At 72.0% G+C, this 26607-nt stretch carries 22 protein-coding genes and 1 tRNA gene; 11 read left to right on the plus strand and 12 right to left on the minus strand.

Annotated features, from left to right (window positions below; genetic code table 11):
* Window positions 1–71 precede the first annotated feature (71 nt).
* A complete protein-coding gene (locus CHF16_RS32175; RefSeq protein ID WP_089329932.1) occupies window positions 72–1565 on the minus strand; it encodes an MFS transporter in 1494 nt (497 codons plus the stop codon).
* Between the two features lie 201 nt (window positions 1566–1766).
* Here CHF16_RS32175 and CHF16_RS32180 point away from each other — a divergent pair, with 201 nt between their 5' ends.
* Window positions 1767–2678 (plus strand): RNA polymerase sigma-70 factor, encoded by a 912-nt coding sequence (locus tag CHF16_RS32180; protein ID WP_089329933.1) that lies wholly within the window; start codon window positions 1767–1769, stop codon window positions 2676–2678.
* A gap of 26 nt (window positions 2679–2704) precedes the next feature.
* Here CHF16_RS32180 and CHF16_RS40570 read toward each other — a convergent pair whose 3' ends face one another.
* Genes CHF16_RS40570 through CHF16_RS32190 form a run of 3 tightly spaced genes read right to left on the minus strand, consistent with a single transcriptional unit; the run spans window position 2705 to window position 6071 of the window.
* Window positions 2705–2875 (minus strand): hypothetical protein, encoded by a 171-nt coding sequence (locus CHF16_RS40570; protein ID WP_179271807.1) that lies wholly within the window; start codon window positions 2873–2875, stop codon window positions 2705–2707.
* Between the two features lie 41 nt (window positions 2876–2916).
* Complete coding sequence (locus CHF16_RS32185) at window positions 2917–5343, minus strand: ABC transporter permease (RefSeq protein ID WP_089329934.1); 2427 nt, start codon at window positions 5341–5343, stop codon at window positions 2917–2919.
* Window positions 5340–6071: an ABC transporter ATP-binding protein gene (locus tag CHF16_RS32190; protein ID WP_089329935.1), complete on the minus strand. Its 732-nt coding sequence runs from the start codon at window positions 6069–6071 to the stop codon at window positions 5340–5342. The genes CHF16_RS32185 and CHF16_RS32190 overlap by 4 nt, the downstream gene beginning before the upstream one ends.
* Before the next feature lie 199 nt (window positions 6072–6270).
* Here CHF16_RS32190 and CHF16_RS32195 point away from each other — a divergent pair, with 199 nt between their 5' ends.
* Entirely contained in the window at window positions 6271–7968 is a 1698-nt protein-coding gene (locus tag CHF16_RS32195; RefSeq protein ID WP_089329936.1) for a BCCT family transporter, read from the plus strand.
* 74 nt (window positions 7969–8042) lie between these two features.
* Here the strand turns inward: CHF16_RS32195 and CHF16_RS32200 are convergent, their stop codons facing one another.
* On the minus strand, window positions 8043–8879 hold the full coding sequence (locus tag CHF16_RS32200; RefSeq protein ID WP_218826946.1) for an oxygenase MpaB family protein: 837 nt from the start codon (window positions 8877–8879) through the stop codon (window positions 8043–8045).
* Between the two features lie 101 nt (window positions 8880–8980).
* Complete coding sequence (locus tag CHF16_RS32205) at window positions 8981–9727, minus strand: isocitrate lyase/PEP mutase family protein (protein WP_089329938.1); 747 nt, start codon at window positions 9725–9727, stop codon at window positions 8981–8983.
* A gap of 146 nt (window positions 9728–9873) precedes the next feature.
* Here CHF16_RS32205 and CHF16_RS32210 point away from each other — a divergent pair, with 146 nt between their 5' ends.
* The 4 genes from CHF16_RS32210 to CHF16_RS32225 all read left to right on the plus strand — a co-directional run bounded on the left by CHF16_RS32210 (window position 9874) and on the right by CHF16_RS32225 (window position 15884).
* Complete coding sequence (locus tag CHF16_RS32210) at window positions 9874–10902, plus strand: alpha/beta hydrolase (protein WP_089329969.1); 1029 nt, start codon at window positions 9874–9876, stop codon at window positions 10900–10902.
* 355 nt (window positions 10903–11257) lie between these two features.
* Complete coding sequence (locus tag CHF16_RS32215; RefSeq protein ID WP_245869620.1) at window positions 11258–13675, plus strand: M4 family metallopeptidase; 2418 nt, start codon at window positions 11258–11260, stop codon at window positions 13673–13675.
* A 72-nt stretch (window positions 13676–13747) separates the two neighbouring features.
* On the plus strand, window positions 13748–15295 hold the full coding sequence (locus CHF16_RS32220) for a M28 family peptidase (protein ID WP_089329939.1): 1548 nt from the start codon (window positions 13748–13750) through the stop codon (window positions 15293–15295).
* Window positions 15296–15665: 370 nt separating this feature from the next.
* Window positions 15666–15884 (plus strand): DUF2277 domain-containing protein, encoded by a 219-nt coding sequence (locus CHF16_RS32225; protein WP_089329940.1) that lies wholly within the window; start codon window positions 15666–15668, stop codon window positions 15882–15884.
* A gap of 13 nt (window positions 15885–15897) precedes the next feature.
* On the opposite strand, the gene CHF16_RS32230 is transcribed toward CHF16_RS32225, so the two are convergent.
* A complete protein-coding gene (locus CHF16_RS32230) occupies window positions 15898–16917 on the minus strand; it encodes an aspartate-semialdehyde dehydrogenase (protein WP_089329941.1) in 1020 nt (339 codons plus the stop codon).
* Window positions 16918–17127: 210 nt separating this feature from the next.
* Here CHF16_RS32230 and CHF16_RS32235 point away from each other — a divergent pair, with 210 nt between their 5' ends.
* Entirely contained in the window at window positions 17128–17448 is a 321-nt protein-coding gene (locus CHF16_RS32235) for a PspC domain-containing protein (RefSeq protein WP_089329942.1), read from the plus strand.
* A gap of 38 nt (window positions 17449–17486) precedes the next feature.
* Here CHF16_RS32235 and CHF16_RS32240 read toward each other — a convergent pair whose 3' ends face one another.
* Together CHF16_RS32240 and CHF16_RS32245 are read right to left on the minus strand one after the other, a co-directional pair.
* Window positions 17487–18827 (minus strand): MFS transporter, encoded by a 1341-nt coding sequence (locus CHF16_RS32240; protein ID WP_089329943.1) that lies wholly within the window; start codon window positions 18825–18827, stop codon window positions 17487–17489.
* A 96-nt stretch (window positions 18828–18923) separates the two neighbouring features.
* Complete coding sequence (locus tag CHF16_RS32245; RefSeq protein WP_089329944.1) at window positions 18924–19265, minus strand: metallopeptidase family protein; 342 nt, start codon at window positions 19263–19265, stop codon at window positions 18924–18926.
* Between the two features lie 32 nt (window positions 19266–19297).
* Here CHF16_RS32245 and CHF16_RS32250 point away from each other — a divergent pair, with 32 nt between their 5' ends.
* The 3 genes from CHF16_RS32250 to CHF16_RS32260 all read left to right on the plus strand — a co-directional run bounded on the left by CHF16_RS32250 (window position 19298) and on the right by CHF16_RS32260 (window position 21926).
* On the plus strand, window positions 19298–20956 hold the full coding sequence (locus CHF16_RS32250; protein WP_245869622.1) for a metallophosphoesterase family protein: 1659 nt from the start codon (window positions 19298–19300) through the stop codon (window positions 20954–20956).
* 71 nt (window positions 20957–21027) lie between these two features.
* Window positions 21028–21103 (plus strand) — tRNA-Glu (locus CHF16_RS32255).
* A gap of 412 nt (window positions 21104–21515) precedes the next feature.
* Window positions 21516–21926, plus strand: a complete 411-nt coding sequence (locus CHF16_RS32260) for an STAS domain-containing protein (protein WP_179271808.1) — start codon at window positions 21516–21518, stop codon at window positions 21924–21926.
* 898 nt (window positions 21927–22824) lie between these two features.
* On the opposite strand, the gene CHF16_RS32265 is transcribed toward CHF16_RS32260, so the two are convergent.
* A complete protein-coding gene (locus tag CHF16_RS32265; protein ID WP_089329946.1) occupies window positions 22825–23142 on the minus strand; it encodes a UBP-type zinc finger domain-containing protein in 318 nt (105 codons plus the stop codon).
* A 491-nt stretch (window positions 23143–23633) separates the two neighbouring features.
* On the opposite strand from CHF16_RS32265, the gene CHF16_RS32270 reads away from it, so the two are divergent.
* A complete protein-coding gene (locus tag CHF16_RS32270) occupies window positions 23634–24548 on the plus strand; it encodes a LysR family transcriptional regulator (RefSeq protein ID WP_089329947.1) in 915 nt (304 codons plus the stop codon).
* 800 nt (window positions 24549–25348) lie between these two features.
* Here CHF16_RS32270 and CHF16_RS32275 read toward each other — a convergent pair.
* Both CHF16_RS32275 and CHF16_RS32280 read right to left on the minus strand, forming a co-directional pair.
* Complete coding sequence (locus tag CHF16_RS32275) at window positions 25349–25708, minus strand: DUF5994 family protein (RefSeq protein ID WP_143228199.1); 360 nt, start codon at window positions 25706–25708, stop codon at window positions 25349–25351.
* Window positions 25709–26213: 505 nt separating this feature from the next.
* Window positions 26214–26393 carry a hypothetical protein gene (locus CHF16_RS32280; RefSeq protein ID WP_089329949.1) on the minus strand — a complete coding sequence of 60 codons (180 nt, stop codon included), beginning with the start codon at window positions 26391–26393 and terminating at the stop codon, window positions 26214–26216.
* Window positions 26394–26607 lie beyond the last annotated feature (214 nt).

The raw sequence follows: 26607 nt of genomic DNA on the forward strand, positions 1-26607 counted from the left end.
GTGAGGCGAAGCCGAAGGCGCCGCCGCTGTGCAGCGGCGGCGCAGGCTTCGCACCTTCTGGTGCCCTCGGATCAGGTGTGCGCGGGCAGCGGCTCCACGGCGTCCCCGGCGTCCGCGGCGACGGACTGGTCCTCGGGTCGCGGGGTGTTCATCAGGACGGCGACGATCAGCGCGCCCGCCACGAGGATGCCGGCGGCCCAGGCGCTGCCCGTCCCGAAGCCCTCCACCAGCGCCTGCTTCGCGACGGCGGGGTTCCGGCCGTGCGCGGCGAGGTAGTCAGCGGTCGCGCTGGTGGCGATGGTGTTGAGCAGCGCGATGCCGATCGAGCTGCCGACCTGCTGCGAGGCGTTGACGGTCGCCGAGGCCACGCCCGCGTCGCTCTGGTCGACGCCGCGGGTGGCGTAGTTCATCGCCACCGGCAGGATCATGCCCGCACCGAACCCGAACAGCATCCCGGTGACCAGCACGCCCCGCGCGTAGCCGGTGCCGGGGTCGAGGGTGAGCATCCACAGCATGCCGAACGCGCTGATCAGCATGCCGGGGACGATCAGCGCCCGCGGCGGCACCTTGGGCAGCAGCCGGGCGCTGATCCCGCCGGCCGACACCAGGACCGTCAGGACCATGGGCAGGAAGGCGACGCCCGTCCGGATCGGCGAGTAGCCCTTGACGACCTGGAGGTAGTAGGTCATGAACAGGAACGCCCCGAACATCCCGGCCCCGGCCAGCCCGACCGCCAGGTAGGCGGCGCCGCGGGTGCGGTCGGCGATGACGCGCGGCGGCAGCAGCGGCTGCGGCACGCGGCGCTCGACGAGGAAGAACGCGGCGAGCAGCACCGCGCCCGCGGCCAGCAGGCCGGTGACGGTCGCCGAGCCCCAGCCGTCCGACTCGGCCCGGCCGGCGCCGTACACGATCGCGACCAGCCCGCCCGTCACGAGCACCACGCCGGGGATGTCGAACCGGGCCCTGCCCTCGCGCTTGGACTCGGCCAGCAGCATGAACCCGCCGATGCCCGCGGCCAGGGCGATCGGGATGTTGATGTACAGGCACCAGCGCCAGTCCAGGTAGTCGGTCAGCGCCCCGCCGGCGAGCAGCCCGACCGCGCCGCCCGCGGCGGAGACGGCGCCCCACGCGCCGAACGCCTTGGCGCGCTCCCCGGCCTCGGTGAACATGACCGTCAGCAGCGACAGCGCGGACGGGCCGAGCAGCGCCCCGAACGCGCCTTGCAGCGCACGCGCGACCAGCAGCATCTCGAACCCGGACGCCGCGCCGCCCAGCGCCGACGCCGTGGTGAAGCCGAGCAGCGCGACCAGGAAGGTCCTCTTGCGGCCGACATGGTCCGCGATGCGGCCGCCGAGCAGCAGCAGCCCGCCGAAGGCCAGCGTGTACGCGGTGATGATCCACTGGCGGTCGCCGTCGGAGATGCCCAGATCCCGCTGGATGGACGGCAGCGCGATGTTCACGACCGTGCCGTCCAGAACGATCATGAGCTGGGCCAGCGCGATGAAGCCCAGCGCCCCCCAGCGGCGCGGGAAGGCCGCCGGGGGCGGCGCCTTCGTGTCGACCATGGCTTCGTCCTCACTCGTCTGCGTCGCGTGCCGCGCGGTTCGTCCGTGCGGCGTCCTGATGACCACGAGATGCCGGGAGGGTGATCCACTGTGACAGCGCGGCCGTGTGACGTGCCCCACGGGACGCCGATGTCACAAAACGGCGGGCGCGGGCGTCTCGTGCGTGGAGCTCTGTTGGGAACGGGCAGGCGGGAGCCAGAGATGAGCGAGCGGAACGACCCGGCGACGGAGGCGGTCGACCCGGCCACGGACGTGTTCGTCGCGCACCGGAACCTGCTGTTCACCGTCGCCTACGAGATGCTCGGCTCGGCCGCCGACGCCGAGGACGTCCTCCAGGAGACCTGGCTGCGGTGGGCGGGCGTCGACCTCGCCGCCGTCCGGGACGAGCGCGCCTACCTGGTGCGGATCACCACGCGCCAGGCGCTGTCGCGGCTGCGCGTGCTCGGCCGCCGCAAGGAGAACTACGTCGGCTCGTGGCTCCCCGAACCGCTGCTGACCACCCCCGACGTCGCCGAGGACATCGAACTCGCCGACAACGTCTCGATGGCGATGCTGCTGGTCCTGGAGACGCTGACGCCGACCGAGCGCGCGGTGTTCGTGCTGCGCGAGGTGTTCGACCTGCCGTACGACGAGATCGCCGAAGCCGTCGGCAAGACCTCGGCGGCGGTCCGGCAGATCGCCCACCGGGCGCGCTCGCACGTCGCGGAGCGCCGCCCGCGCGACGCCGTGTCGGTGGCGGAGACGCAGGCGGCGCTCGACGCCTTCCAGCGCGCGGTGAAGACCGGCGACCTCCAGCCCCTGTTCGACATCCTCGCGCCGGACGTGGTCGTGCTGAGCGACGGCGGCGGCATCCGCCGGACCGTGCCGCGGCCCATCGTGGGCGCCGACAAGGCGAGCCGCCTGCTCGGCATCGGGATGAGGCGGCTGCACGCCGACGCGGTGTTCGTGCCCGTCCAGGTCAACGGGCTGCCGGGGCTCGTCATCAAGCTGGACGGCGAGACCGACACCGTCATGGCGGTCCGGGTCGAGAAGGGGCTCATCAAGGGGCTCTACTTCGTCCGCAACCCCGAGAAGCTGTCGCGCCTGGAGCAGGAGACCACACTGAGCCGCTGAGCGACGCGGGCGCGTCCACCGCGCGGTCAGGTGCGGCGGCGGCCGCGGATGAAGTAGTCGGCCACCAGGCCGACGATGCCGAGGCCGGTGACGGCGTTGATGGTGATCGACAGCCATGTGTCGGCGAAGGCGACGCTCACCACCACGTTGATCGCGAGGAGGACGGCGACGAAGGTCCAGCGGACGCTGTTGCCCATGGGAGTGCCTTTCGGTTTCCGGTGGTTCTCGGACGGGTCGGTCAGTGGATGGACGGGGAGGAGTGGCGGCGGAGCATCGCCCGCGCCGGGAGGAGGATCGCGGCGGTGCCGGAGCCGGCGACGCCGAGGAGGACGGCCGCGCAGGCGGCCGGGGAGACGGCGGGCAGCGGGACGCCGGTGACCGCCATCGCGAACGCCATGAGGGTCACGGTCGCGATGGCGAGGCCGATCGCGGTTCCGGTGCCGAGGATGATGGCGGCCTCCAGGCGCAGCATCCGCAGCACCTGCCGGCGGGTCGTGCCGACCAGCCGCAGCAGCCCGAACTCGCGGCGGCGCGCGGCGGTGCCGAGGGCGAGCGTCGTGATGAGGCCGATCGCGATGAACCCGCCGATGGCGGCGACGACGATCCGGTTGAAGAAGCCCTGGAGGCGGATCTCCTCCGACAGGGCCTCGTCGTAGGCGTCGCGGTCGATCGCCCGGACCCCGGTGTAGGCGGACGTGGCGGCGCTCAGATCGGCCTTGCCGCGCACGAGGACGTGGTCGTCCAGCCCGGTGGCGGTGTGGGCGGCGACCAGGTCGTGCGGGAGCAGGACGTCGCCGAAGCCGAGCCCGCGGTCGTAGACGGCGACGACGCGGGCGTCGATCCGGGTGCCGTCGCCCAGCCACAGCGGCGCGGTGGAGCCGACGCGCCGGCCGCTCGCCGCGTCGCTGCTGAGCGCGACGGCGGTGCCGCGCAGGTCGCGGAGGCGGCCGGAGGTGACCTTCGGGTCGATGGTGGCCTCGGCGTCCGCGCCGACGCCGCGCGCGGGCAGCGAGACGAGCTCCTCGTCGCCCATCTGCTTGATCTTCATGATCACGGTGGTGCGGTTGACGGGCGTCGCGGCGGTGACGCCGGGGACGCGGCGGACGGCCTCGGCGGCGCCCGGCGGCAGGCCCGGCCCGGATGACACGACGACCTGGTCGGCGCGGCTCCCGGCCGCCGCCTGCCCGGTCGTCGCGTGGACGACGGTGGTCTGCGCGAACAGCTGGGTGCCGGCGAACGCGACGGCCAGCGCGACCGGCGTGATGAGGGATCCGGCGCGCAGCGCGGCGGCGGCGCTGCCGTGCCGGGCGAGGCGTCCGGTGACCGGGGCGACGGCCTGGGCGGCGCCGCCGAGGAGGCGGGCGCCGTACCGGGCCGGCAGCGGCCCGAGGAACGCGGTGGCGACGATCAGCGACATGACCAGCCCGCCGACCGCGGCGATCGCCTCCGCCCCGGAGGCGGCGCCGGAGAAGCCCAGCGCGCCCAGGCCGACGACCAGGAAGGCGACACCGGCGACGACGCGCCATCCGGGCAGGCCGGCGGGTTCGGCGGCGCTCTCGCCGAGCGCCTCGACGGGCCGGATCCGGGTGACCCGCAGCGACGCGAGCAGCGCCGTCGCCACCGCCGCGAGCAGCGTGGCGGCGATCGCGGCGAGGGCGGGCAGCGGGGTGGGCACCGATCCGAACCCGTCCGGCAGGACGCCCTCGTGCCGCATCGCGGCGAGCATCGCGGCGCCGAGCCCGAGCGACAGCGCGCCGCCGATCAGGGCGGCGGGCGCCCCGGCGCGCAGCGTCTCGCGGACGAGCCGCCCCCGCACCTGCCACGGGGTCGCGCCGACCGCGCGGAGCAGCGCGAACTCGCGGGCCCGCTCCCGCACCGACAGGACGATCAGCCCGCCGACGACGACCAGCGCGGTCATGACCGCGACGCCGGCGAGCGAGGCGCCCATCTCCAGGATGTCGGGGCGCGCGGCGGCCGCGGCCGGGGACTCGACGTCGCCGCGCGCCTTCCCGGTGGAGACGGTGAGGCCGGGCGCTGCCTTGCGGAGGTCGTCGGTGTCGGGATCTCCGATAACGGCGAGGGCATCGGCGCGTCCGGGATGCCCGTAGAGCGCCGCCGCCGTGGCCGGAGTGAAGAACGCCGCCGCGGGACCGTCGCCCACGATGCCGGACACCCGGTAGGGGCGCGGCGCGCCGCTGGTCTGCACCTTGACGGTCGCGCCGAGCGCGACTCCGGCGGAGCGGCTCAGCACGACCTCGTCGGGGGCCTGCGGGGCGCGCCCGGCGCTCAGCTCGTAGGGGCGGAGGGCCGCCGAATCCCAGCCGTGGCCGGTCAGCGTCCGGCCCGAGGGCAGCAGGACCGGGAACGACACGTCCGCGACGACGGCCCGCACGCCGGGGACGGCCCGCAGCCGGTCCGCGGCGCCGGACGCGATCCGGGACGGCTCGGTCACCGGCCGGGTCGCCTCCCTCGGCGGGTCGCCCAGCTCCTTCACGGTGGTGGACACGGTGCGGGGCCCGGTGACGACCGCGGCGGCGGCCTCGTAGCGCTCCACCGGCCCGTGCGCCCGCAACGCCGCCTCGATCAGCACCCCGCACGCGCCGACCAGCGCGGCGGCGAACAGCAGCGCCGCGAAGACCCCGGCGAACGCGCCCCGGTTCCTCACAGCGACTCCCAGCGGTTCGCGATCGCGGCGGCGGACGGGGCGGCGACCTCGTCGACGATCCGGCCGCGGTCGAGGAACAGCACCGAGTCGGCCCACGCCGCCGCCATCGGGTCGTGCGTCACCAGCACCAGCGTCTGGCCCGTCCGGTCGACGGCCTCGCGCAGCAGCCGCATCACCTCGCGGGCGGTGCGCGGGTCGAGCGCGCCGGTCGGCTCGTCGGCGAACACGACCTCCGGGCGGGTGATCAGCGCGCGGGCGATCGCGGCGCGCTGCTGCTGCCCGCCGGACAGCTCCGCCGGGCGGTGCGACAGCCGGTCGGCGAGCCCGACGCGGCCGATGACCTCGCGCAGCCAGTCCGGGTCGGCGGACGTGCCGGCGAGCTGGAGCGGCAGCGTGACGTTCTGCTCGACGTCCATGGACGGGACCAGGTTGAACGACTGGAACACGAACCCGATCCGCTCCCGCCGCAGCCGCGTCCGCTTCGTCTCGCCGAGCCGGCCGATGTCCTCGCCCCCGATGCGGACGGTGCCCTCGGTGGGGCGGTCGAGCCCGGACGCGCAGTGCAGGAACGTGCTCTTGCCCGAACCCGACGGCCCCATCACCGCGGTGAACCCGCCGCGCGGGAACGTCCAGGTGACGCCGTCCAGCGCCCGGACGGAGCCGTAGGTCCTGGTGACCGACTCCAGCCCCACGGCGGGCGCGGTGGCCTCGGCCGTCATCGTCGTCATGATCCCCTCCGGGTGGAAACGCCCTCTGACCCGGACGAATCTAGGTTCGGGAGGGGACCCGGCACATTGGCCCGCCCTCCCGAATCGATGGTGTAGCGGGCTACACCATCCGGACGCCCCCGGCACCGCGCTTCACCGTGCGTGAACGCATTACTCTTCCGTGTCACTGAGAAGTGAATATCCGGGCAAGAGTCCGATCATGAAGCACAAGCGCGAGCCCGGGGCCGAGTTCCCCGGCACGGAACCACCGGGCCTCGCCCAGCACGGCCCCGCGCGCACCGACTGGATCGTCTACGGCGTCACCGCCGTGCTGTCCGTGGCGTTCGTGATCTGGGGCGGGGCGTCCACCGGCACCCTCAGCTCCGCCGCGCAGAGCACGCTCGACTGGCTCCTCACCAACGTCGGATGGCTGTTCGTCCTCGCCTCCACCGGGTTCGTCATCTTCTCGCTGTGGCTGGCGGTCAGCCGGTACGGGCGCATCCCCCTCGGCCAGGAGGGCGACGAGCCCGAGTTCCGCACCGTCTCGTGGATCGCGATGATGTTCAGCGCCGGGATGGGGATCGGGCTGATGTTCTTCGGCGCCGCGGAGCCGCTCACCCACTACGTCATGCCGCCGCCCGCCACCGACGCGCCGCAGAGCGAGGCCGCGATCGAGACGGCCATGGCCACCACGATGTTCCACTGGACGCTGCACCCGTGGTCGATCTACGCCGTGCTGGGCCTGGCGATCGGGTACGGGCACTACCGGCGGGGCCGCGACCAGCTGATCAGCTCGGCGTTCGCGCCGCTGCTCGGGCACCGGCGCACCCAGGGCGGGCTGAGCAAGCTCATCGACATCCTCGCGCTGTTCGCGACGCTGTTCGGGTCGGCGGCCTCGCTCGGCATCGGCGCCCTGCAGATCCAGACGGGGATGCGGGAGGCGGGCTGGATCGAGCGGCTCGGTACCACCGTCCTCGTGCTCACGATCGTGGTGCTGACCATCTGCTTCATCGTGTCGGCCGTGTCCGGGATCGCGCGCGGCATCCAGTGGCTGTCGAACATCAACATGGTGCTCGCGGCCGTCCTCGCGGTGTTCGTGTTCGTGGCCGGGCCGACCGTCTTCATCCTGGAGCTGCTGCCGACCTCGATCGGCGTCTACATCCAGGACTTCGGCGAGATGGCGTCCCGCTCGGGCGCGACCGGCGGCACCGCGATGAAGGAGTTCCTCGCCAGCTGGACGATCTTCTACTGGGCGTGGTGGATCTCCTGGGCGCCGTTCGTCGGCATGTTCCTCGCCCGGATCAGCCGCGGCCGCACCATCCGCCAGTTCGTCGCGGGCGTCATCATCGTGCCGAGCACGGTCAGCCTGGTCTGGTTCGCGATCTTCGGCGGGACGGCGATCGACCAGCAGCGCCACGGCCTGGACCCGTACGGGAACGGCTCGGAGGAGCAGATCACCTTCAACGTGCTGCGCGACCTGCCGTGGGAGTCCATCACCGGCGTCATCGTGATGCTGCTGGTCGCGATCTTCTTCGTGTCCGGCGCGGACGCCGCGTCCATCGTCATGGGCACGCTGTCGCAGCGCGGCTCCACCCGCCCGGCCCGCTGGATCGTCATCTTCTGGGGCGCGCTGACCGGCGCCGTCGCCGCCATCATGCTGGTGATCGGCGGCGACGAGGCCCTCAACGGCATCCAGAACATCACGTTCATCGGCGCGCTGCCGTTCACGATCGTCCTGATCCTGCTGTGCCTCTCCCTCTGGAAGGACGTCCGCGACGACCCGATGATGCGCCGCCAGAACAAGGGCGCCGAGGTCCTGGAGGACGCCGTCGTCGCGGGCGTCCGCCACCACAGGGGCGACTTCGAACTCCAGATCCGCCCCTCCGCCCCCGCCCCGGACGACGACCCGGAGCGGTGAGCCGGGGGCGGTGACCCGGGCGGTCAGACGATGGGGCCCGTCAGACGATGGGGCCCGTCAGACGGTAGGGCCCGTCAGACGATGGGGCGGCCGGTGCGGACGCGGCGGCGGAAGTCATAGAGGTAGGCGTTGAAGGGGAACTCGCGGGCCGGGCGGGGCAAGGCGCGGTTGGCGGTGCGCATGACGCGCAGGAAGCGGTCGAAGCGGCGCTGGTCGCGGGGCGTCCAGGTGTAGCCGAGCTCGTCGCGGAAGGGCTGCGGGAGGAAGCCGAGGGTGAGGAAGGTGTGGAAGCGGCCGAGCGCGAGGCGCACCGGCGCGTGCAGGAAGCGCAGCTCGGTCAGGTCGCGCAGGTAGCGGCGGGTGACGTCGTCCATCTGGATCTTCCGCACGCCCTCCTCCCAGTACTCCTGGAAGGCGGCGCGGTCGGCGGGCCATAGTTCGGGCTTCACCTGCAGCGTCGTGCCGAAGCGGGCGCCGTGCCGGTACAGCTCCTCGGCCTCGGCGGGGGACGGCTTCCCGAACAGGATCTCGTAGATCATCTCGAGGCCGTAGTAGAGGCAGGCGGCGACCCAGAGCTGGAGCTCGGGGTCGAACGCGTTGTAGGCGACCGGCTCCTTGGCGCGGACCTGCCGGTGCGCCCGGTTGACCTCCTGGCGCATCTTCCTGCGCTCGTCCTCGGTGCCGAGCATCGCGACGGAGATGTAGGTGAGGGTGGTGCGGGCGCGCTTGACCGGGTGCTTGTCGACGCGCCCGCTCTCCACGGTGCTCTCGGCCACGCCGTGGCCGATGGGGAGGCGGGCGAGCTGCATGACGACGTTCGCCGCGGCCGCCGCGAGCGCCAGGCCGCTGATGGAGTCGAGGACGATCTTCGGGGTCCCGGTCTCCGTCTCCGTCGCCGCCATCGCTGCCATACCGGCCTCACTTCCTGAGACATAGAGGCGAATCTCGTCTCACTGTGCCAGCGTAAGTGCATGCTTGCAAGGGCGCCCCGGCGTGGGCGCCCTCACATCGCTCAGGCGTGCGGGTCCTCCATCGCCCGGACGCGGGTCGCGAACTGCTTCAGGGCCTCCAGGGCGTGCAGGTACGGCACCGGGCCGTAGGACACCCGGGCCACCCCGGCGGCGGCCAGCTCCGTCAGGGACGTCCCGGGCATGTTGTTCGCGTTCACCGGCCCCGGCAGCCCCTTGACCAGGGCGGGGACGGCGTCCATCGGCGCGGTGATCGGGTAGACGCAGTCGGCCCCGGCCTCCAAGTACAGGCGGCCCCGCTCGATCGCGGCGTCCACCGGGTCGGGCACCCCGGCGATGAACGTGTCGACCCGCGCGTTGATCACCAGCGCGTCGCCCGCGGCCTCCCGGACGGCGGCGAGGAACTCGGCCTGCTTCGCGGGCTCGGCCAGCGCGCCGCCGTAGGTGTCCTCCAGGTTGCAGCCGGCGGCGCCGATCGCGAGCAGCCGCTCCACCAGCTCGGCCGGCGGGAGCCCGTACCCGGCCTCGGCGTCCACGGTCACCGGGACGGTCGCGACCCGGACCACCCGCGCGGCGGCGGCGAGCATCTCGTCCACCGGCGCGCCCTCGTGGTCGGGGTAGCCGAGCGCGTCGGCCACCGAGGCGCTGGCCGTCGCGAGCGCGGGGAACCCGACCTCCTGGACGACCTTCGCGCTGCCGGCGTCCCACACGTTGGGCAGCAGCAGCGGATCACCGGGCCGGTGCAGCTCGCGCAGCCGTGCGGCCCTGTCCGGCACCTTCGTATCCGACATATCTGTCTCCTTCCCTTCGGCAGGGAGACGGAACGGCCCGCCGGTTTGTGACAGCCGGGCCGGTTCGCGGCAACCGCGCGGCCGGCGGGCACGCCGCCCCCTGGGTTAGCGTCGAGGTGATCATCATCATCGATGAGGGAGTGCCCATGCTGCCCTGGTCCGCCGAGCTCGCCGGACGCCTGGAAGAGCACGTCGTCAGCAGCGAGCTGCTGCGCGGCAACCCGCTGGACGACCCGCACGAGCGGCCCGTCCTCGTCTACGTCCCGCCCGGCTACGACGACGAACCGGAGCGCCGCTATCCCAGCGTCTACGTGATCACCGGCTTCACCGGGCACGTCGGGATCTGGCGCAACCGGATGCCGTACCGGCAGCCGTTCCCCGAGACCGCGGACGCGGTGTTCGCCTCCGGCGAGGCCCCGCCCGCCATCGTCGTGTTCGTGGACGCCTGGACCGCGCACGGCGGCAGCCAGTTCGTCGACTCGCCCGGCACCGGCCGCTACCACTCCTACCTGTGCGACGAGATCGTCCCGTGGGTGGACGCGCGCTACCGGACGCTCACCGCGCCCGAGCACCGGGCGATCAGTGGCAAGTCCAGCGGCGGCTACGGCGCGATGATCACGCCGATGCTGCGGCCCGACCTGTTCGGCGCGCTCGCGACGCACGCCGGCGACGCGCTGTTCGAGTACAGCTACCTGCCCGAGTTCCCGAAATGCGTGCGGCACCTGCGCAAGTACGACGGCGACATCTGGCGCTGGTGGGACGATTTCAGGTCGCGCACCTCGTTCACCAAGCCCGAGGACATGGAACTGCTCAACATCCTCGGCATGGCGCTGTGCTATTCGGCCCGCGAGGACGGCACGCCCGAGCTGCCGTTCGACCCGGTCACCGGGATCCTCCGGCAGGACGTGTGGGAGCGCTGGCTCACCTTCGACCCGGTCCGGATGGTGCCGGACCACGCCGAGGCGATGCGGTCGCAGCGGGCGATCTGGATCGACGGCGGGACGCGCGACGAGTGGTACCTCGACGTCGGCGCGCAGGCGTTCCTGCAGGCACTGCTCGACGCGGGCGTCAAGGACGAGGTGATCCACTTCGAGCTGTTCGACGCGGGCCACGGCGGCATCGACTACCGCTACCCGCTCGCGCTCGCCTGGCTCTGCCGGCGCATCGCTCCGTAGGCCGGGGACCCCGGGGCGGGCCCTTGATCGGGCCCCGCGAGGGCGCCGCCTCAACGCTCACATCACGACGAAGGTTCCCGGACGGACGGGCCGGGCCGGTCATGCCGGCCCGGCCCGTTCGCGCTGCAAGGAACGTTACTTTCAGGCATTCCATTAACTTCGCCCTTGAACTTGAAAATCCAGTAACAAATGGATTCATTGACTCCTTTCTGAAATCGGAGTGCACTTCGGGCAGCTCATCCGGATGAGTCCCCATCCCAACCCCCCGCCGGGCGAGCGGCGGCGCCACGGAGCGCTCCCACAAGGACCTCCGCGCACCCTCCCGCGCCGTCCGGCTTGTGGAAGGAGCACCCCCGTGCGACACCAGACCGCGATCGGGGCGACGGTGCTGTCCGTCGGCCTCGCCGTGGCGATGTCCTCCCCCGCCACAGGTGCGGCCACCCGCACCGCCCCCGCGGCACCGGCCAAGCCGGACCCCCGCACCGTCGCCGCCGCCTCGGCCGACCGCCTGGTCGCGGCGAAGCCCACCGCGTTCAAGAAGGCCCCCCGGGACAGGATCGTCCGGCGCGGCGTCGTCTCGGGCCTGCGCGGCCTCCAGTACGTCCAGTACGAGCGCACCTATGACGGCCTGCCCGTGTACGGGGGCGACTTCGTCGTCACCACGAACGCGAGCGGCGGCGTCCTGAGCACATCCGTCGACCAGACCAAGACGCTCGACGTGTCGACCAAGGCGACCGTCAGCGCGGCGCAGGCGGCCGCCACCGCGCGCGCCAAGGTGACCACGGTCGAGAGCGCGTCCAAGCCCCGCCTGATGGTGCTCGCCGAAGGGTCGGGACGGCTCGTCTACGAGACCGTCGTCAGCGGCACGCGGAAGAACGCTCCGACGAAGCTGCACGTGCTCGTCGACGCCAGGACCGGCAAGGTCGCCAGGACGTGGGACGAGGTCCGCGACGCCGCCGACGACCAGAGCCACTACCACGGCACCGTCGACCTCAGCACGGCCGCGACGTCCATGACGGACCCGCAGCGGTCCGGCATCCGGTGCGGCGGCCAGAACGGCGCCACCTACACCGGCACCGACAGCGCCTGGGGCAACGGGAGCGGCACCAACCTGGAGACCGCCTGCGTCGACGCCCTGTACGCCGTGCAGAAGGAATGGGACATGCTGGGCCAGTGGCTCGGCCGCAACGGCATCAACGGCAACGGCGGCGGCTTCCCGCTCCGCGTCGGCCTGAACCAGGCCAACGCCTTCTGGAACGGCAGCTACACCAACTTCGGCCGCAACCAGGCCGGCACCAAGCAGGCGACGTCCGTGGACGTCGTCGGGCACGAGAACGGCCACGCCGTCTTCACCACGACGCCCGGCGGGGACGGCGGCGGCAGCGGCAACGAGAAGGGCGGCATGAACGAGTCGGCCGGCGACATCTTCGGCGCGCTGACCGAGCACTTCATGAACGAGCCGTCCAACCTCGACCCGCCGGACTACCTGGTCGGCGAGGAGGTCGACCTGGTCGGCTCCGGCCCGATCCGCAACATGTACAACCCGCAGGCGCTCGGCGACCCGAACTGCTACTCCTCGCAGATCCCGAACACCGAGGTGCACGCGGCGGCCGGTCCGCAGAACCACTGGTTCTACCTGCTGGCCGAGGGCTCGAACCCGACCAACGGCAACCCGTCCAGCCCGACCTGCAACGGCTCCACCGTGACCGGCATCGGCATCCGGAAGGCCGGCCAGATCTTCATGGGCGGGCTCAACCGCAAGGTCACCAGCTGGAGCCACGCCCGCGCGCGCGTCGCGACCGTCAGCGCGGCGCTGGAGCTGTTCCCCGGCTCGCCGACCGAGTGCAACGCGGTCAAGGCGGCCTGGAGCGCGATCAACGTGCCCGCGCAGAGCGGAGAGGCGGCCTGCGGCACCCAGCAGCAGAACGACTTCTCGCTGGCGCTGAACCCCGGCTCGGGCAACGTCCAGGCCGGCGGGTCCGCGACCGTGACCGTCAGCACCGCCGTCACCGGCGGCAGCGCGCAGCAGGTGGCGCTGTCGGCGACGAGCAGCCCGTCCGGCCCGACCGCGTCGTTCTCCCCGAGCACGGTCACGGCCGGGCAGTCGGCCACGATGACCGTCCGCGTCCCGGCGGGCACCGCCGACGGGACGTACCGGATCACCGTGCTCGGTGACGGCGCCTCCGTCGACCGCACCGCGACCTACACGCTCACGGTCGGGAACGGCTCGCCCGGCGGGACCGTCTTCGCCGACGACTTCGAGAGCAGCCGGGGCTGGACGGTGAACCCGGACGGCACCGACACCGCCACCGCGGGCGCCTGGGAGCGCGGCACCCCGCAGCCGACGAGCTGGTCCGGCATCAGCCTCCAACTCGCCGCGGCGGGCGGCGGCGCCGACCTCGTCACCGGCGCGGGCGCCGGGACGGACGCGGGCACCTACGACGTCGACGGCGGCGTCACGACCGCCAGGTCCCCGGCGATCAGCCTGCCCAGCGGAACCCTCACGCTGAGCTTCAACTGGTACCTCGCCCACCTCGACAACAGCTCGACGGACGACTACCTGCGCGTCCGCGTAGTCGGCTCGTCCGGCACCAGCACGGTGCTGAACCAGAGCGGCGCGATGGCCGACCGGGCCGGCGCGTGGCAGACGGCGACGTACAACCTGTCCGCGTACGCCGGCCAGTCCGTCCGCATCGTGGTCGAGGCGGCCGACAACGGCACCGGCAGCCTCGTCGAGGCCGGCCTCGACAACATCAAGATCACCCAGTCCTGACCCGCCCCCCGCACGCGGCCCGTGACGGGGCCCGCTCCCCCGTCACGGGCCGTTCCTTCCCCAGGAGGACCTATGAGATCCCGCACCCTGGCGGTGCTCGGGGCGGCGGCCCTGACCGCGTCCGCCCTGCTGCCCGGCGCCTCCGCGTCGGCCGCCCCCGCCGCACCCAGCGCCCCCGCGGCCCCGGCGGTTCTGGCGGCCCCCGACATCCCCCTCGCCAACGTCAAGGCGCACCTGTCGCAACTCCAGAGCATCGCGAGCGCCAACGGCGGCAACCGCGCCCACGGCCGTCCCGGCTACCGGGCCTCGCTCGACTACGTGAAGGGCAAGCTGGACGCGGCCGGCTTCCAGACCACCGTCCAGTCGTTCTCGCGCAGCGGCGCGACCGGCTACAACCTGATCGCCGACTGGCCCGGCGGCGACGCCGACGACGTCCTGATGACGGGCGCGCACCTCGACAGCGTCACCGCCGGACCCGGCATCAACGACAACGGCTCCGGCACCGCCGCGGTCCTGGAGACCGCGCTCGCCGTCGCCCGCGCCGGCCACACGCCGTCCCGCCACCTGCGGTTCGCCTGGTGGGGCGCCGAGGAGCTCGGGCTCGTCGGGTCGACGTACTACGTCGGCGACCTGCCCGCGGGCGAGCGGTCGAAGATCACCGGTTATCTGAACTTCGACATGGTCGGCTCCCCGAACCCCGGCTACTTCGCCTACGACGGGGACGGCTCGTCCGGCAGCGGCGGCCCGGCCGGGTCCGCCGAGATCGAGCGGGTGCTGCGCGCCTACTTCACGACGCTCGGCGTGCCCGTCCAGGACACCGCGTTCGACGGGCGGTCCGACTACGGGCCGTTCATCCGCGCGGGCATCCCGGCGGGCGGGCTGTTCACCGGCGCCGAGGGACGCAAGACCTCCCAGCAGGCGCAACTGTGGGGCGGCCAGGCGGGCGTCGCGTTCGACCGCTGCTACCACTCGTCCTGCGACACCACGTCCAACATCAGCGACACCGCGCTGGACCGGAACGCCGACGCCATCGCCCACGCCGTCTGGACGCTCGGCGGCGACGGCGGGACGCAGGAACCGCCCGGCGACACCGTCTACAGCGACGACCTAGAGACCGACAAGGGCTGGACGGTGAACCCGGACGGCACCGACACCGCCACCGCGGGCGCCTGGCAGCGCGGCACCCCGCAGCCGACGAGCTGGTCCGGCATCAGCCTCCAGCTCGCCGCCGCAGGCGGCAGCGGCGCGCTCGTCACGGGCGCCGCGGCCGGGAGCGACGCCGGGACCCACGACCTCGACGGCGGGACGAGCACCGCCCGCTCGGCGCCGATCGCGCTCCCGGCCGGGGCGAGGACGCTGTCGTTCTCCTGGTACTTCGCCCACCTCGACAACAGCTCGGCGGACGACCGGTACCGGGTGCGGGTCGTCGGGCCGAACGGGTCCACGACCGTGCTGGACCAGGCGGGCGCGGCGGCGAACCGCGCCGGGTCCTGGCAGACGCGGACGGCGGACGTCTCGGGGTACGCCGGGCAGACCGTCCGCATCGTCGTGGAGGCCGCCGACGCGGGCTCCGGCAGCCTCGTCGAGGCCGGCCTCGACAACCTCGCGATCACCACATAGCCGCAGGCAGACGGCCGGTTTCAGTGTTTTCCACGAGGCCGTTCACACAATTGAAAATCCAGTGCGGAATGGATCCGTTGACACCCCACCGGCCGCCGCGATGCACTGCTGAACAGCCCGTCCCCCATCCCCAGGGCTGACAGTCGGCGGACGCACGGAACGAATCTCGGCCCGGACCGTGCCGCCCGCCACCGGGGTCCCCGCCCCCCGCCCGGTCCCCGGGCGGTCCTGCTTCAGTTCCCAGGCAGGACCGCCCGGGGGCCATTGCCTTTCTCCGGGCGGGCCGGTCTTCGGGCAGACCGATCTTTGGGCGGACCGGCTGCGCCGCCGGGCGGGCCGGTTGTCGGGGGCGGGGAGTAAGAATGGGGGCATGTGCCGCAGCATCAAGACGCTCCGCCCGCCGTACGCCGAGGACGTCACCGACGAGGACGTCCGCGCGGCGGCGCTCCAGTACGTCCGCAAGATCTCCGGGTTCCGCGCGCCCGCCGCCCACAACGCCGAGGCGTTCGAGCGGGCCGTCGCGGAGATCGCCCAGAGCACCGCCGCCCTCCTCGAGACCCTGGAGGTCCGGGGAGGGCGGGCGAGCTGAGGCCGGCCGGCGCCTACTCGGCGGCGACCAGCTCGGCGATCTGGACGGTGTTCAGCGCGGCCCCCTTGCGGAGGTTGTCGCCGGAGCAGAACAGGGCGAGGCCGTTCTCCACGGTCTCGTCGCGGCGGATGCGGCCCACGTAGGTGGGGTCCTGCCCGGCCGCCTGCAGCGGGGTCGGGACGTCCGCGAGGACGACCCCCGGCGCGCCGGCGAGCAGCTCGCTCGCGCGCTCCGGGCTGATCGGCCGGTCGAAGCGGGCGTTGACCTGGAGCGAGTGCCCGGTGAACACCGGGACGCGGACGCAGGTACCGGACACCTTCAGGTCCGGGATCTCCAGGATCTTGCGGCTCTCGTTGCGGAGCTTCTGCTCCTCGTCGGTCTCGGCGAGGCCGTCGTCCACGATGGAGCCCGCCATCGGCAGGACGTTGAACGCGATCGGCCGGACGTAGACCGACGGCTCCGGGAAGTCGGCGGCGGAGCCGGAGTGGGTGAGCGCGTCCGCCCCCTGCACGACCTTGGTCGCCTGGTCGTGCAGCTCGGCGACGCCCGCGAGGCCGCTGCCGGACACGGCCTGGTAGGTCGACACCACGAGCGCGGTCAGCCCGGCCTCCGCGTGCAGCGGACGCAGCACCGGCATCGCCGCCATCGTGGTGCAGTTCGGGTTCGCGATGATGCCCTTCGGGCGGTTCACCGCGGCGTGCGGGTTGACCTCGGCGACGACGAGCGGGACGTCCGGGTCCATCCGCCAGCCGGAGGAGTTGTCGATCACGACCGCGCCGGCGGCGGCGACCTTCGGCGCGAGCGCCTTGGACGTCGTCTTCCCCGCGGAGAACAGCACGATGTCGAGGCCGGTGTAGTCGGCGGCGGCCGCGTCCTCGACGGTGATCTCGGTACCGTTCCACGGGAGCGTGCGCCCCGCGGACCGCGCCGAGGCGAACAGCCGCAGCTCGTCCACCGGGAATCCGCGCTCGGCCAGGATTTCGAGCATCTTGGCCCCGACCTGTCCGGTGGCCCCGACGATGCCGACTCTCATGCCGCTCCCTCTGGTAGTTCGCTTGACCTCGGCGAGTCTGCCCAGGTCGATGGCAGGACGTCCAGGCAATAACCCTACGTGGAAGGGTCAACCCCTCCTTAACGGTGCCCTACCCCCGGGGACGACCCCTGACCGGGCATGGGGACTCTCAGGGGTGAATCAGGGCGAATCCGGATGTCGTACCGGCGAGGTGATGGGCATGCTCTAGGCATGGACATGGAGAAGAACACCAGCCCCGCGAAGAAGCTCACCCGCACCAAGGACGGCCGGATGGTCGCCGGCGTCTGCTCCGGCGCCGCCGAGTACCTCGGCGTCGACGCCAACATCCTCCGCGTGGGGCTCGCCGTCTTCACGGTCTTCGGCGGCGCGGGCCTCGCCCTCTACATCATCGGCTGGCTGCTGATCCCCGAGGAGGGCGCGCCCACGTCGATCGCCGAGGACCTGTTCAAGAAGGCGAGCGACTCCCCGACCGTCCAGGACGCCGTCCACAAGACCAAGGAGGCGGTCAACAAGAACCGCACCACGGTCTGAGGCGCCGGGGCGACCCCTACGGCGCCGGGGCGACCCGCCTACGGCGCAGGGGCGGAGCGCCGCGCCCCGGCGGCCATGCCGTCGCCGCCCGCGTCCGCCGGCGGGGCGACCGCGACGGGGTTGCCGCGCGTCCCGGCGATCACGGTGCCGCGGACCTGGTTCCAGCCGAGCGTCAGCATCGCCGCGGCGGTCAGGCCGAGCAGGCCCGCGAGCGCGACCACCGTCTCCGGCCCGAGGACCTGCGCGGCGGCGCCGCCCGCGAGGATCCCGGCGCCCTGGCCCGCGAGGATGCCGGACTGCGCGAGCCCGAACGCCTGCCCCCGCCCGGACGCCGGCACCGCGGCCACGAACGCGGTGTTCGCCACCAACTGGTAGGCGCTGCCGACCCCGGACAGCGCCCACAGGCCGACCACCCACCACAGCGGGGGATGGAGGCCCGCGCCGACCAGCGGCAGGCAGGCCAGCATCGACATCCACCCCATGACGTGCAGCCGGTTCGCCGGACGGACGAACCGGCTGAACAGCACCGAGCCGACCACCATCCCCGTCGGCATCGCCGCCAGCAGCAGCCCGGCGGTGACCGCGCCGCCGCCGAACGTCGCCGCGTACGGGACTGCCAGCCCCTCGGGGATCACGTAGAACGCGCACAGCCACGCGAACAGCACCAGCGACCGCAGCACCGGGTCGCCGAACACGAGGCGCGCGCCGTCCCGCGTCCCGCGCAGCAGGCCCAGCGCCTGCCGCTCCCGGCGGCGCGGCGCCTCCCGCCGCCGCAGCCCGCCGATCAGGATGACGGCGGACGCGCCGAACGTCAGCGCGTCCAGCGCGAGGGCCTCGTAGGTGCCGACGACCGCGACGACCGCGCCGCCCGCCAGGAAGCCGACCACCTGGGTGACCTGGTGGGTGACGTTCGCGATCGCGGAGCCCGCCACATATCTGTCACCCTCCAGGACGTCCGGCATGACGGCGGCGCGGGCGGCGGAGAACGGCGTCCCCAGCAGGACGATCAGGAACACCAGCCCCGACAGCGCCGCGACGGGCATCGCCACCAGCGCCATCACCGCGACCAGCGCCGCCCGCAGCACGTCGCAGACGACCATGACGGTGCGCCGCGGGAACAGGTCGGCCAGCCCGGACAGCACCGGGCCGCCCAGGATCGGCGGCAGGTAGGTCAGCGCGTAGACCAGGGCCGTGAGCAGCGTCGACTTCGTGTGGTCGTACACGAGAACCGCCAGCGCGACCTGCGCCAACTGGTCCCCCATGTACGACAGCGCTTGGGCCAGCCAGAGGGCACGGAACTCCTTCACCGCGAAGACCTCGCGGTAGGTCGCCTGCTCCTCGGGCGGCCGACGATGCCGGCCCGTCTGCCTTCCCGCCACGCACGCTCCAGTTCAGTCCGCCCCGTACCGGGCGCCCTCCCCTATTAACTCACGCTGCGTGGCAGTCGCGTGACCTACAGTACGCAATTCCTTGCGTCAGTATCCGAGTTCGTGCAACTTCCCGTCATCGATGCCGAAGTGGTGGGCGATCTCGTGCACGACCGTTATCCGGACTTCTTCCACCACGTCCTCCGGGGTGTCACAAATCCGGAGGATCTCCCTGCGGTAGATCGAAATGTGATCGGGCAGGACGCCTGCGTACCAGTCCCCCCGCTCCGTCAGGGGTACGCCTTGGTACAGGCCGAGCAGGCCGCGCTCCGGCGCGTCGTCCTCCACGACGATGACGACGTTGCGCATGTGGGCGGTCAGCTCGGGTGGGATGGTGTCGAGGGCCTCGGCCACGAGGTCCTCGAACTCATCGCGCGACAACTCCATCACACCGTCGATTCTGCTCGATAGAAGGGAAACCCGTGCCCGAGGTCCGGTTGACCAAGGCCCTGGCGACACTCCGCACCTTCGGCTCCGCCACCGCCCACCGCTCCCGCAGACTCGGCTCCCACCTCCGCCCCTTCCTGACCAACCGGTGGACGCGCATCGCCCTCGTCGCCGCCCTCGGCCTCGCCGCCGGCTACGCGGGCCTCATCCTCGGCGGCCGCTACGTCACCCCGGTCGGCCCCACCGACGTCCAGCTCACCCTCCAGCCGTCCCTGCACGGCGGGACGACGCTGAGGCTCCCGCCCCTCGGCTCCCTCCGGCTCGACACCCACGAGGGCCCCATCACGCTGGAGGCCCGCATCACCGACCTGCGCCCCGACCAGGCCAAGAAGCTGATCGAGGACGACACCGAGATCGACCGGCTCACCGACCAGATCGCCGACCAGCTCCGGCACGGCCTCATCGAACTGCTCATCCGCGCCGTCCTGATCGCCCTGTTCGCGAGCTTCCTGGCGTCCCTCGCCCTCTTCCGCTCCTGGCGCCGCGCCCTGCTCGGCCTGTCGTCCGCCGCCGGCGGCCTCGCCGTCCTCACCCTCCTCACCTGGACGACCTTCAACCCGCACTCGATCGCCGAACCCCGCTACACCGGCCTGCTCGCCAACGCCCCGCAGATCGTCGGCGACGCCCGCAGCATCGTCGAGCGCTTCTCCGCCTACCGCGCCCAACTCGCCCGCCTCGTCGGCAACGTCTCCGAGCTCTACACGACCACCTCGACCCTGCCGACCTTCGAGCCCGACCCGTCCACCATCCGCGTCCTCGACGTCTCCGACATCCACCTCAACCCCGCCGCGTGGAACGTCATCACGTCGGTCTCCACCCAGTTCAAGATCGACGTCATCATCGACAGCGGCGACCTCATGGACCACGGCAGCAAGCCCGAGGACAGGTTCGCCGACTCCATCTCCGACCTGAAGGTCCCCTACGTCTACGTCCGCGGCAACCACGACTCCAAGGAGTCCCAGCGGGCCGTGGCCCGCCAGAAGAACGCCATCGTCCTCGACGGCACCGCCCGCGAGGTCGCGGGCCTGCGCGTCTACGGCGTCGGCGACCCCCGCTTCACCCCCGACAAGAGCACCCGCGACGACTTCGTCGGCGCCGACCAGCTCCGCGCCGAGGGCCAGCGCTTCGCGTCGAAACTCCGCGCCGCCGGCACCACCCCCGACATCGTCGTCACCCACGACCCCAGCGAGGGCGAGGCGTTCTCCGGCGTGACCCCCCTCGTCCTTGCCGGCCACGCCCACGCCCGCTCCACCAAGCTCCTCCCCACCGGCACCCGCCTCTTCGTCCAGGGCTCCACCGGCGGCGCCGGCCTCCGCGGCCTCGAACACGAGGAGCCCACCCCGATCGAGCTGTCCGTCCTCTACTTCAGCCGCGCCACCCACCGCCTCCAGGGCTGGGACGACCTCCGCCTCGGCGGCCTCGGCCTCACCTCCGCCCAGATCGAACGCCACCTGGAACCCGAGCCCGACCGCACCATCAAGCCCCAGCCCCCGGCCTCCTCCCCGCCCGCGTCCCCGACCTCGCCGTTCCCGTCCGAGTTCCCGTCGGACTGGCCGTCCCGCAGCCCGTCCCCCACCGAGAGCGCCCCGGGCGGCCGCCTCCCCTCCCCCACCCGTCCCAGCACCCCGGGGTAACCGTTTGCGCGCCGCCCCGCCGCGTCCTCTACACTTGACGCGTCGAGTGGCGACCATTACCGCCACCCCGGGCCCCCTTCGTCTAGCGGCCTAGGACGCCGCCCTTTCAAGGCGGTAGCGCCGGTTCGAATCCGGTAGGGGGTACCACGCGCATGGCTGCAAGATCACCATGCGACCCGCCGTCGTCCCCCATGATCGTCGCGTTGGCGGCCCGTAGTTGCGTGTCCGCCGTTTCGGGCGTGATCGTGACCTGAACGTCGACCTGGTCCCCGGCCCGTACGCATGCGTTGCGCATACGGGCCGGGGTGTTGCGGCGCGCGCGATCCTCGGGTGGCTAATCCCCCACCGTGATCCGGTAGTTCCCCGTCGCCTGATGGTGGGACCATGCCCACCTGCGCCCTGCTCGTCACCAGTCCCGGGGCGCATCCGCGTTCAGGGGACTTTGCAGGTCGTTGCCCTCGATCAGGCGGTATGCGGCGTAGCGTGGGTTGCAGCGCGTCCGCTGGTCAACGCGCTACCGACCCGCCCGCGCGATCCGCTGCGCGATCGGAGCGACATCATGAACACCACGTATACGACTCAAGGCCATACCGACATCCATCCGCGGGTTGTGCTGTCGGTCGTGCGTCGGCCTTCGTTCACCGTCGCCGCCCTGCAAGGCGATCTTGACCTGGTGACCGCGCCCGCGCTTCGCGACGGGCTGCTGGCGCTGCTTCACCCCGGGCAGCGGATGCTGGTACTGGACCTGTCACAGCTGTGGTTCTGTGACGCGGCAGGGATCTCCGCTCTGATCAGTGTGTGGCACCGTGCTCTGGCTCTGGGCGTCTCGATGCGTCTGGCCTCCCCCCGCTCGCACGTGGCGAGGATCCTGGTAGATGCCGTCCTTGAGCACGGCCTTCGGACCTACTCGACCCTGCCCCGAGCGCTCCAGCAACCGCTGCCTCCGGCGCTGGAACCCGCCGCAGTCTGACCGGGCCACGATGGTGCCGTCGCCGCGCTGGTGCCGACGTGGACCGACTCCAGTGCGCCGACCTTGTGGCCGCCGGAGCCGAGGACGGCGCGGGTGCGCCATTCCCGGATGTCGACCATCTGGATCATCGGGACTCCCTCATCTTCTGGTGGAATCAGGCCCCCAGAACTCGTCGTCCAATTCGTCCCAGGTCGGTTGGTCCGTGGGCCGCACTCCGGGGCGGCGGGGGATCCGCCGGAGGCTTCGGCGCGGGGCGGCAGTGCCGGATACGGTGCGGCAGCGGATCCGTCCAGGCGGGGTCGCGGCGACCTCGATCGGCTCGGGAGGGCACCGGTCCCGTGCTGGGCCCGGTCGCCAGCGTCGATGACCGCGTCGTCTTCGTTCTGAGGTTGTTCCGTCACACCGGCCCCCGGCGGCGTGAGGATCTCAGCCGCCGGTATGAGCGGCGTCCTACCGCTGACGGTTGCGCTCTCGGCTAGGACTGCTCACCGCGATCCGTACCGACGGGCGGCACGTTGACCTGCTCACCGTAGCGGCCTCCACGCTGGAAGCCGAAGCTGAGACGGTGATGGAACCGGCGTCGCCCCGTTACCCTTCCCACGTCCCGCCGACCGACCCCCGAGACACCCCCGACCTGCTGGCCGCCCTCACTGCGGCACCCGGCGGGACAGACCGTGCCGGCACCCGGAACGGCTCGGAGGACGCCCGGGTATCCGAGGGCGGACGACCTCGAAGGGATCTCGCGGCGCCTTGGTCCGTACCCGGTGCCCGGCCGGCCGTCATGCGGCCGTAGCACCCGCCCACCAGCGTCCCGGCGGCCGATCGCCCGGACCTCTTCGGCAACCGGCGGGGCGATGAGCCGGGGCGGCATCTCGGGTAACTCTAAGTAACGACAGTGTCAGACACGACGTTCGTGGACATAGCACCATCTCCACGTCGATCCCGGCTCCATCGCGGCGGCAAGCGGATGGTCGGTCTCCTGATAGTGCGCTCGCGCGTGCCGAAGCGGCGAGTCGTCGGAGCAGCCCACCCAGCCGCAGGTGAGGCAGATACGCAGTGCGGTCCACCCGTGGGCCTGTGCCTCGCATGCCGTGCAGCCGCGCGAGAGCGGCGTGACGGGTGTCAGATCGTCCACGTGGCCGCAGCGCGGTGCCGAGCCGTTCGTGCTGAACGGCACCCCCGAACTCAGCGCGTGGAATGTCGTCGTGCGCTTCATCGAAGCCTCCCTTCCTCAGCACTGCGATGTGCTGCCGCCAGGTCAATAGTCCAGTTCGGGGCGCGGGTCCGCTGACCGCGCGCAGGTGACGCAGTACCTGCGCGTACTAGCTTGCGAGCGCCTCGAGGCCCGCTCCCTGCCGTGACAGCACCGTGTCGTCGGGGCCCCGCACGCGCCCTCGCCGGCGTCGGTCCGGTGCGGGGCGCTGCCGCTGGCGTCACCTGCGGTCACGATCGTGGTCATGGTCCTCAATGCCACGTAGACGCCCTCCGGGGGGGGACGACCGGCTCGGACGCCTCCGGCGGGCTCGGGCGCGTGGAAGCGCCCATCACCAGTTGAGCCCGGCCTTCAGGAAGACCGAACCGGGCAATACAGATAAGAGTCATCAGTGGCGGCGATAACCGTCGGCCCGGCGACGCGGAACTCCAGCGCGGACCGCGCTGTACGCTGCTAGGAGGGGTCCAGCTGTTCCGGCCCGGAAGGCGGGAGACGTGGAACTGCGCCAACTCCGCTACTTCGTCGCCGTCTGCGAGGAGCTCAACTTCGGCCGCGCGGCGGCCCGCGAGCACATCGTGCAGTCGGCGTTGAGTCAGCAGATCCAGCGGCTGGAGCGGGAACTGGGCGTGCGCCTGCTGGACCGCACCACCCACTACGTCGCCGTGACCCCGGCGGGGGCGGCGCTCCTGGTCGAGGCCCGGCAGATCCTCGACCAGGTGGAGCGCGCCGCCCAGGTCGCCCGGACCGCGCAGAGCACCTCGCCGACGCTGCGGGTGGGCATCATCGACGCCAGTTACGACTCGATGCCGCAGATCCTGCACGAGGCCCAGGCGCTCTTCCCGGATCTGGTGATCCACCAGGTGGAGGCCGGAGTCCCCGAGCAGTACCAGCGACTCGTCGACGGGCGCCTGGACGTGGGCATCGGCCGCGCCGCACTGGCCCCCAGCGGGGTCGCCTCACACCTTTTCCGCCTGGACCGCCTCGGAGTCCTGGTCCCGCGCGGGCACCGGTTCGCCGACCTGGACGCCGTCCCGGCCGAGGCCCTCGCCCGTGAACCGCTGCTGCTGGCCGAGGAGATGAAGGCCCCGGAGTTCAACCAGTTCACCGTCGAGATGTGCCGCGCCGCCAGCTTCACACCGACGGTGTACAAGGGCACCGTCGACAGCGTCCACGCCGCATCCGCCCTGGTGGCCCAGGGCCGCTGCCTGTACTGCGTCCCCTCCTCCTGCATCTCCGCGCTCCCGGGGACGATCTGGCGCCCGCTCACCGAACCTGTCTCCTTCTATCCCTGGTCGATCCTGTGGCGCGCGGCCGACGACTCCGACCATGTGCACGCCGTCGTCGCCTGCGCCCGCAGCATGTCCGAGCGGCTCAGCTGGTTGGACGCCGCCGACCAGGCGACCGGCTGACACGGATCCCGGTCGGTGTCGAGCCCGGCTCTCGGTGATCGGCTGGTGATCGGCCGTGGTGATCGATTCAGCGCGTGTGGGCGGTATCCCGGGCCGGTCGGGCGTTTTGGCTGGGGCCGTGGCTCGTCCAGCAGGCGCTGTTCAGCTCGGCCTCAGGCCCGTACGTCCGATGCGGTGCCCATGGCAAGGACGAAAACATGGCCGGGCCCCATTGTGAGGGCAGAAAGCAGGCCGGGATGTGGATGTGGTAGCGAAGGTGGGCGGCCAGTTCCATCGCTGTCTCGGCTTCAGCCCGAGGTGTGGGGGGCCGGGACGGTGAACAGGGCGACGTGCCGGCCGTCGGCGTGGACGGCGGTGAGCAGCCCGGAGGGCAGGGAGTCGAATCAGCTAAGCCGCACCACCCGGGCGTCGGCCGGGCCGTCGACGCGCAGTCGGCGGGGGTGGCTATCCCCTGAGTTTCCATGGATACGACGGTCATCGGCGCAGGTGATGAATCGTGCGCGGAGTGCCTGTGTCCAGAAACCAGGTCACAGAGCTTGACTGGGAAGTGGCCGGTCGCTGCTGGGGGCCGCGCTGGCCGATCCAGGGCCGTCCGCTCCTCCCCGAGTTGGGCGGGCCTGGATCGGCGGCGCGCTCCTCCTACGCCGACGGGCGCCAGCGCGTCCGCTGGTAACTCACGGGCCGGGCGGCGTCCGGTTCAGCGTGCCGAGGGGTGTTCTTTCAGCCGTTCCCCATCTAGTTCCCCGGCGTTCTGCGTCGTCGCTCGTGTCCGGGTGGGGTGGCGCGGGCCAGTCGGCTTGTCAGGGGCGGGCGGCTGTTTCCAGGGTGGCCCGTGCCGCCGCATCGTCGGTTGAGGCCGGGACGGTGAGCAGGTCTACGCGACGGCCGTCGGCATAGATCGCGGTGAGCAGTCCGGCGGGAAGGTTGCCGAACCAGCTGAGCAGCACCTCCCTGGTGTCCTCTGGGCCGTCGACGCGCAGCCGGCGCGGATGGGCGGCCCAGTCGGTCGCGCGCAGCATGATGTGGACGATGAGGCGGTGCTCGTCGGACGGGCCCTGTGCTTGCAGTGCCAAGACCAGCCCGGGCAACTCCATGGCCGGATCGACCGAGCGGGGCCACCAGGCACCGTCCAGCAGCGCGCGACTCGAACCGTCTTGCATCGGACCAACGCGGTCGGTCGGGGCCGACGGCCGCATCGCCAGCCGAGGAGTCATGGACGGAGAGAAGCTGATGGTCGTTCTTCGTTCGGCAGTGGTTCGCATAGGTCTGGGCCCCTCTCCCGGGAGGCGCGGACGGCGACCCCGGGTGCGTTGTCGGCGGGGACGGGGCCTACCTGATGCTTCGCTACCCCAACAGATGCGGCAGAAGTGATTCTCAGGGCGACCGGCAACTTGAGCCATCCCATATAGAGACAATGCCCCCGTTTATCAGATATCTACATCATACTCATAATTTGCCGACTTTCCGGACGGAGGGCGGCAAAATACAATTGCCGTTTACTGCACTTCTCTTGGCCTTCGCTGAGCGGCACTACCCACGTTGCACGTCAGACGATCCGGAATGCGGCGCGACCACTACCGGGCTGCAGCCTGGGCCGCACTGCCGGTGCCGGACGTCACCGCGGCGGCTGTGCGATCTTCACCTCCGCCGGATGGCGGCGTACTCTCAGAATCGCCGACGCCGCCACAGGCCCGGCGAACCGGCGCCTTCACGGCGTCGGCGTGGCTTGGTCCCGTACATCAGGACGAGCAGGATCACTCCGGCGAGCAGAGCGGCCGCGGCCATGATGACGGCCATCAGCGGCGTGGCGGTCTTCCACAGCACCGTGAGGACGATGACCGCCACAGCGATGATCGCCACAGGTCCGGCAGGGCTCATGGGAGACGGTCGCAGAGCGCGGTCGCGGCGGGCGGGTTCCGGAAGGGGCACGGCGTTCCCTGCAAGAGCCGGTATGGCGAGTCAGCCGGGCGGGACGACGTCATTGGCCGGATGACCGCAGTCTACGCGCGTCGCGGTGATTCACCTCCGGTAATGGCCGAACGCTCTTGACCCCGCTGAG

Source organism: Actinomadura meyerae (assembly GCF_900188445.1).
GTDB classification, from domain to species: domain Bacteria; phylum Actinomycetota; class Actinomycetes; order Streptosporangiales; family Streptosporangiaceae; genus Spirillospora; species Spirillospora meyerae.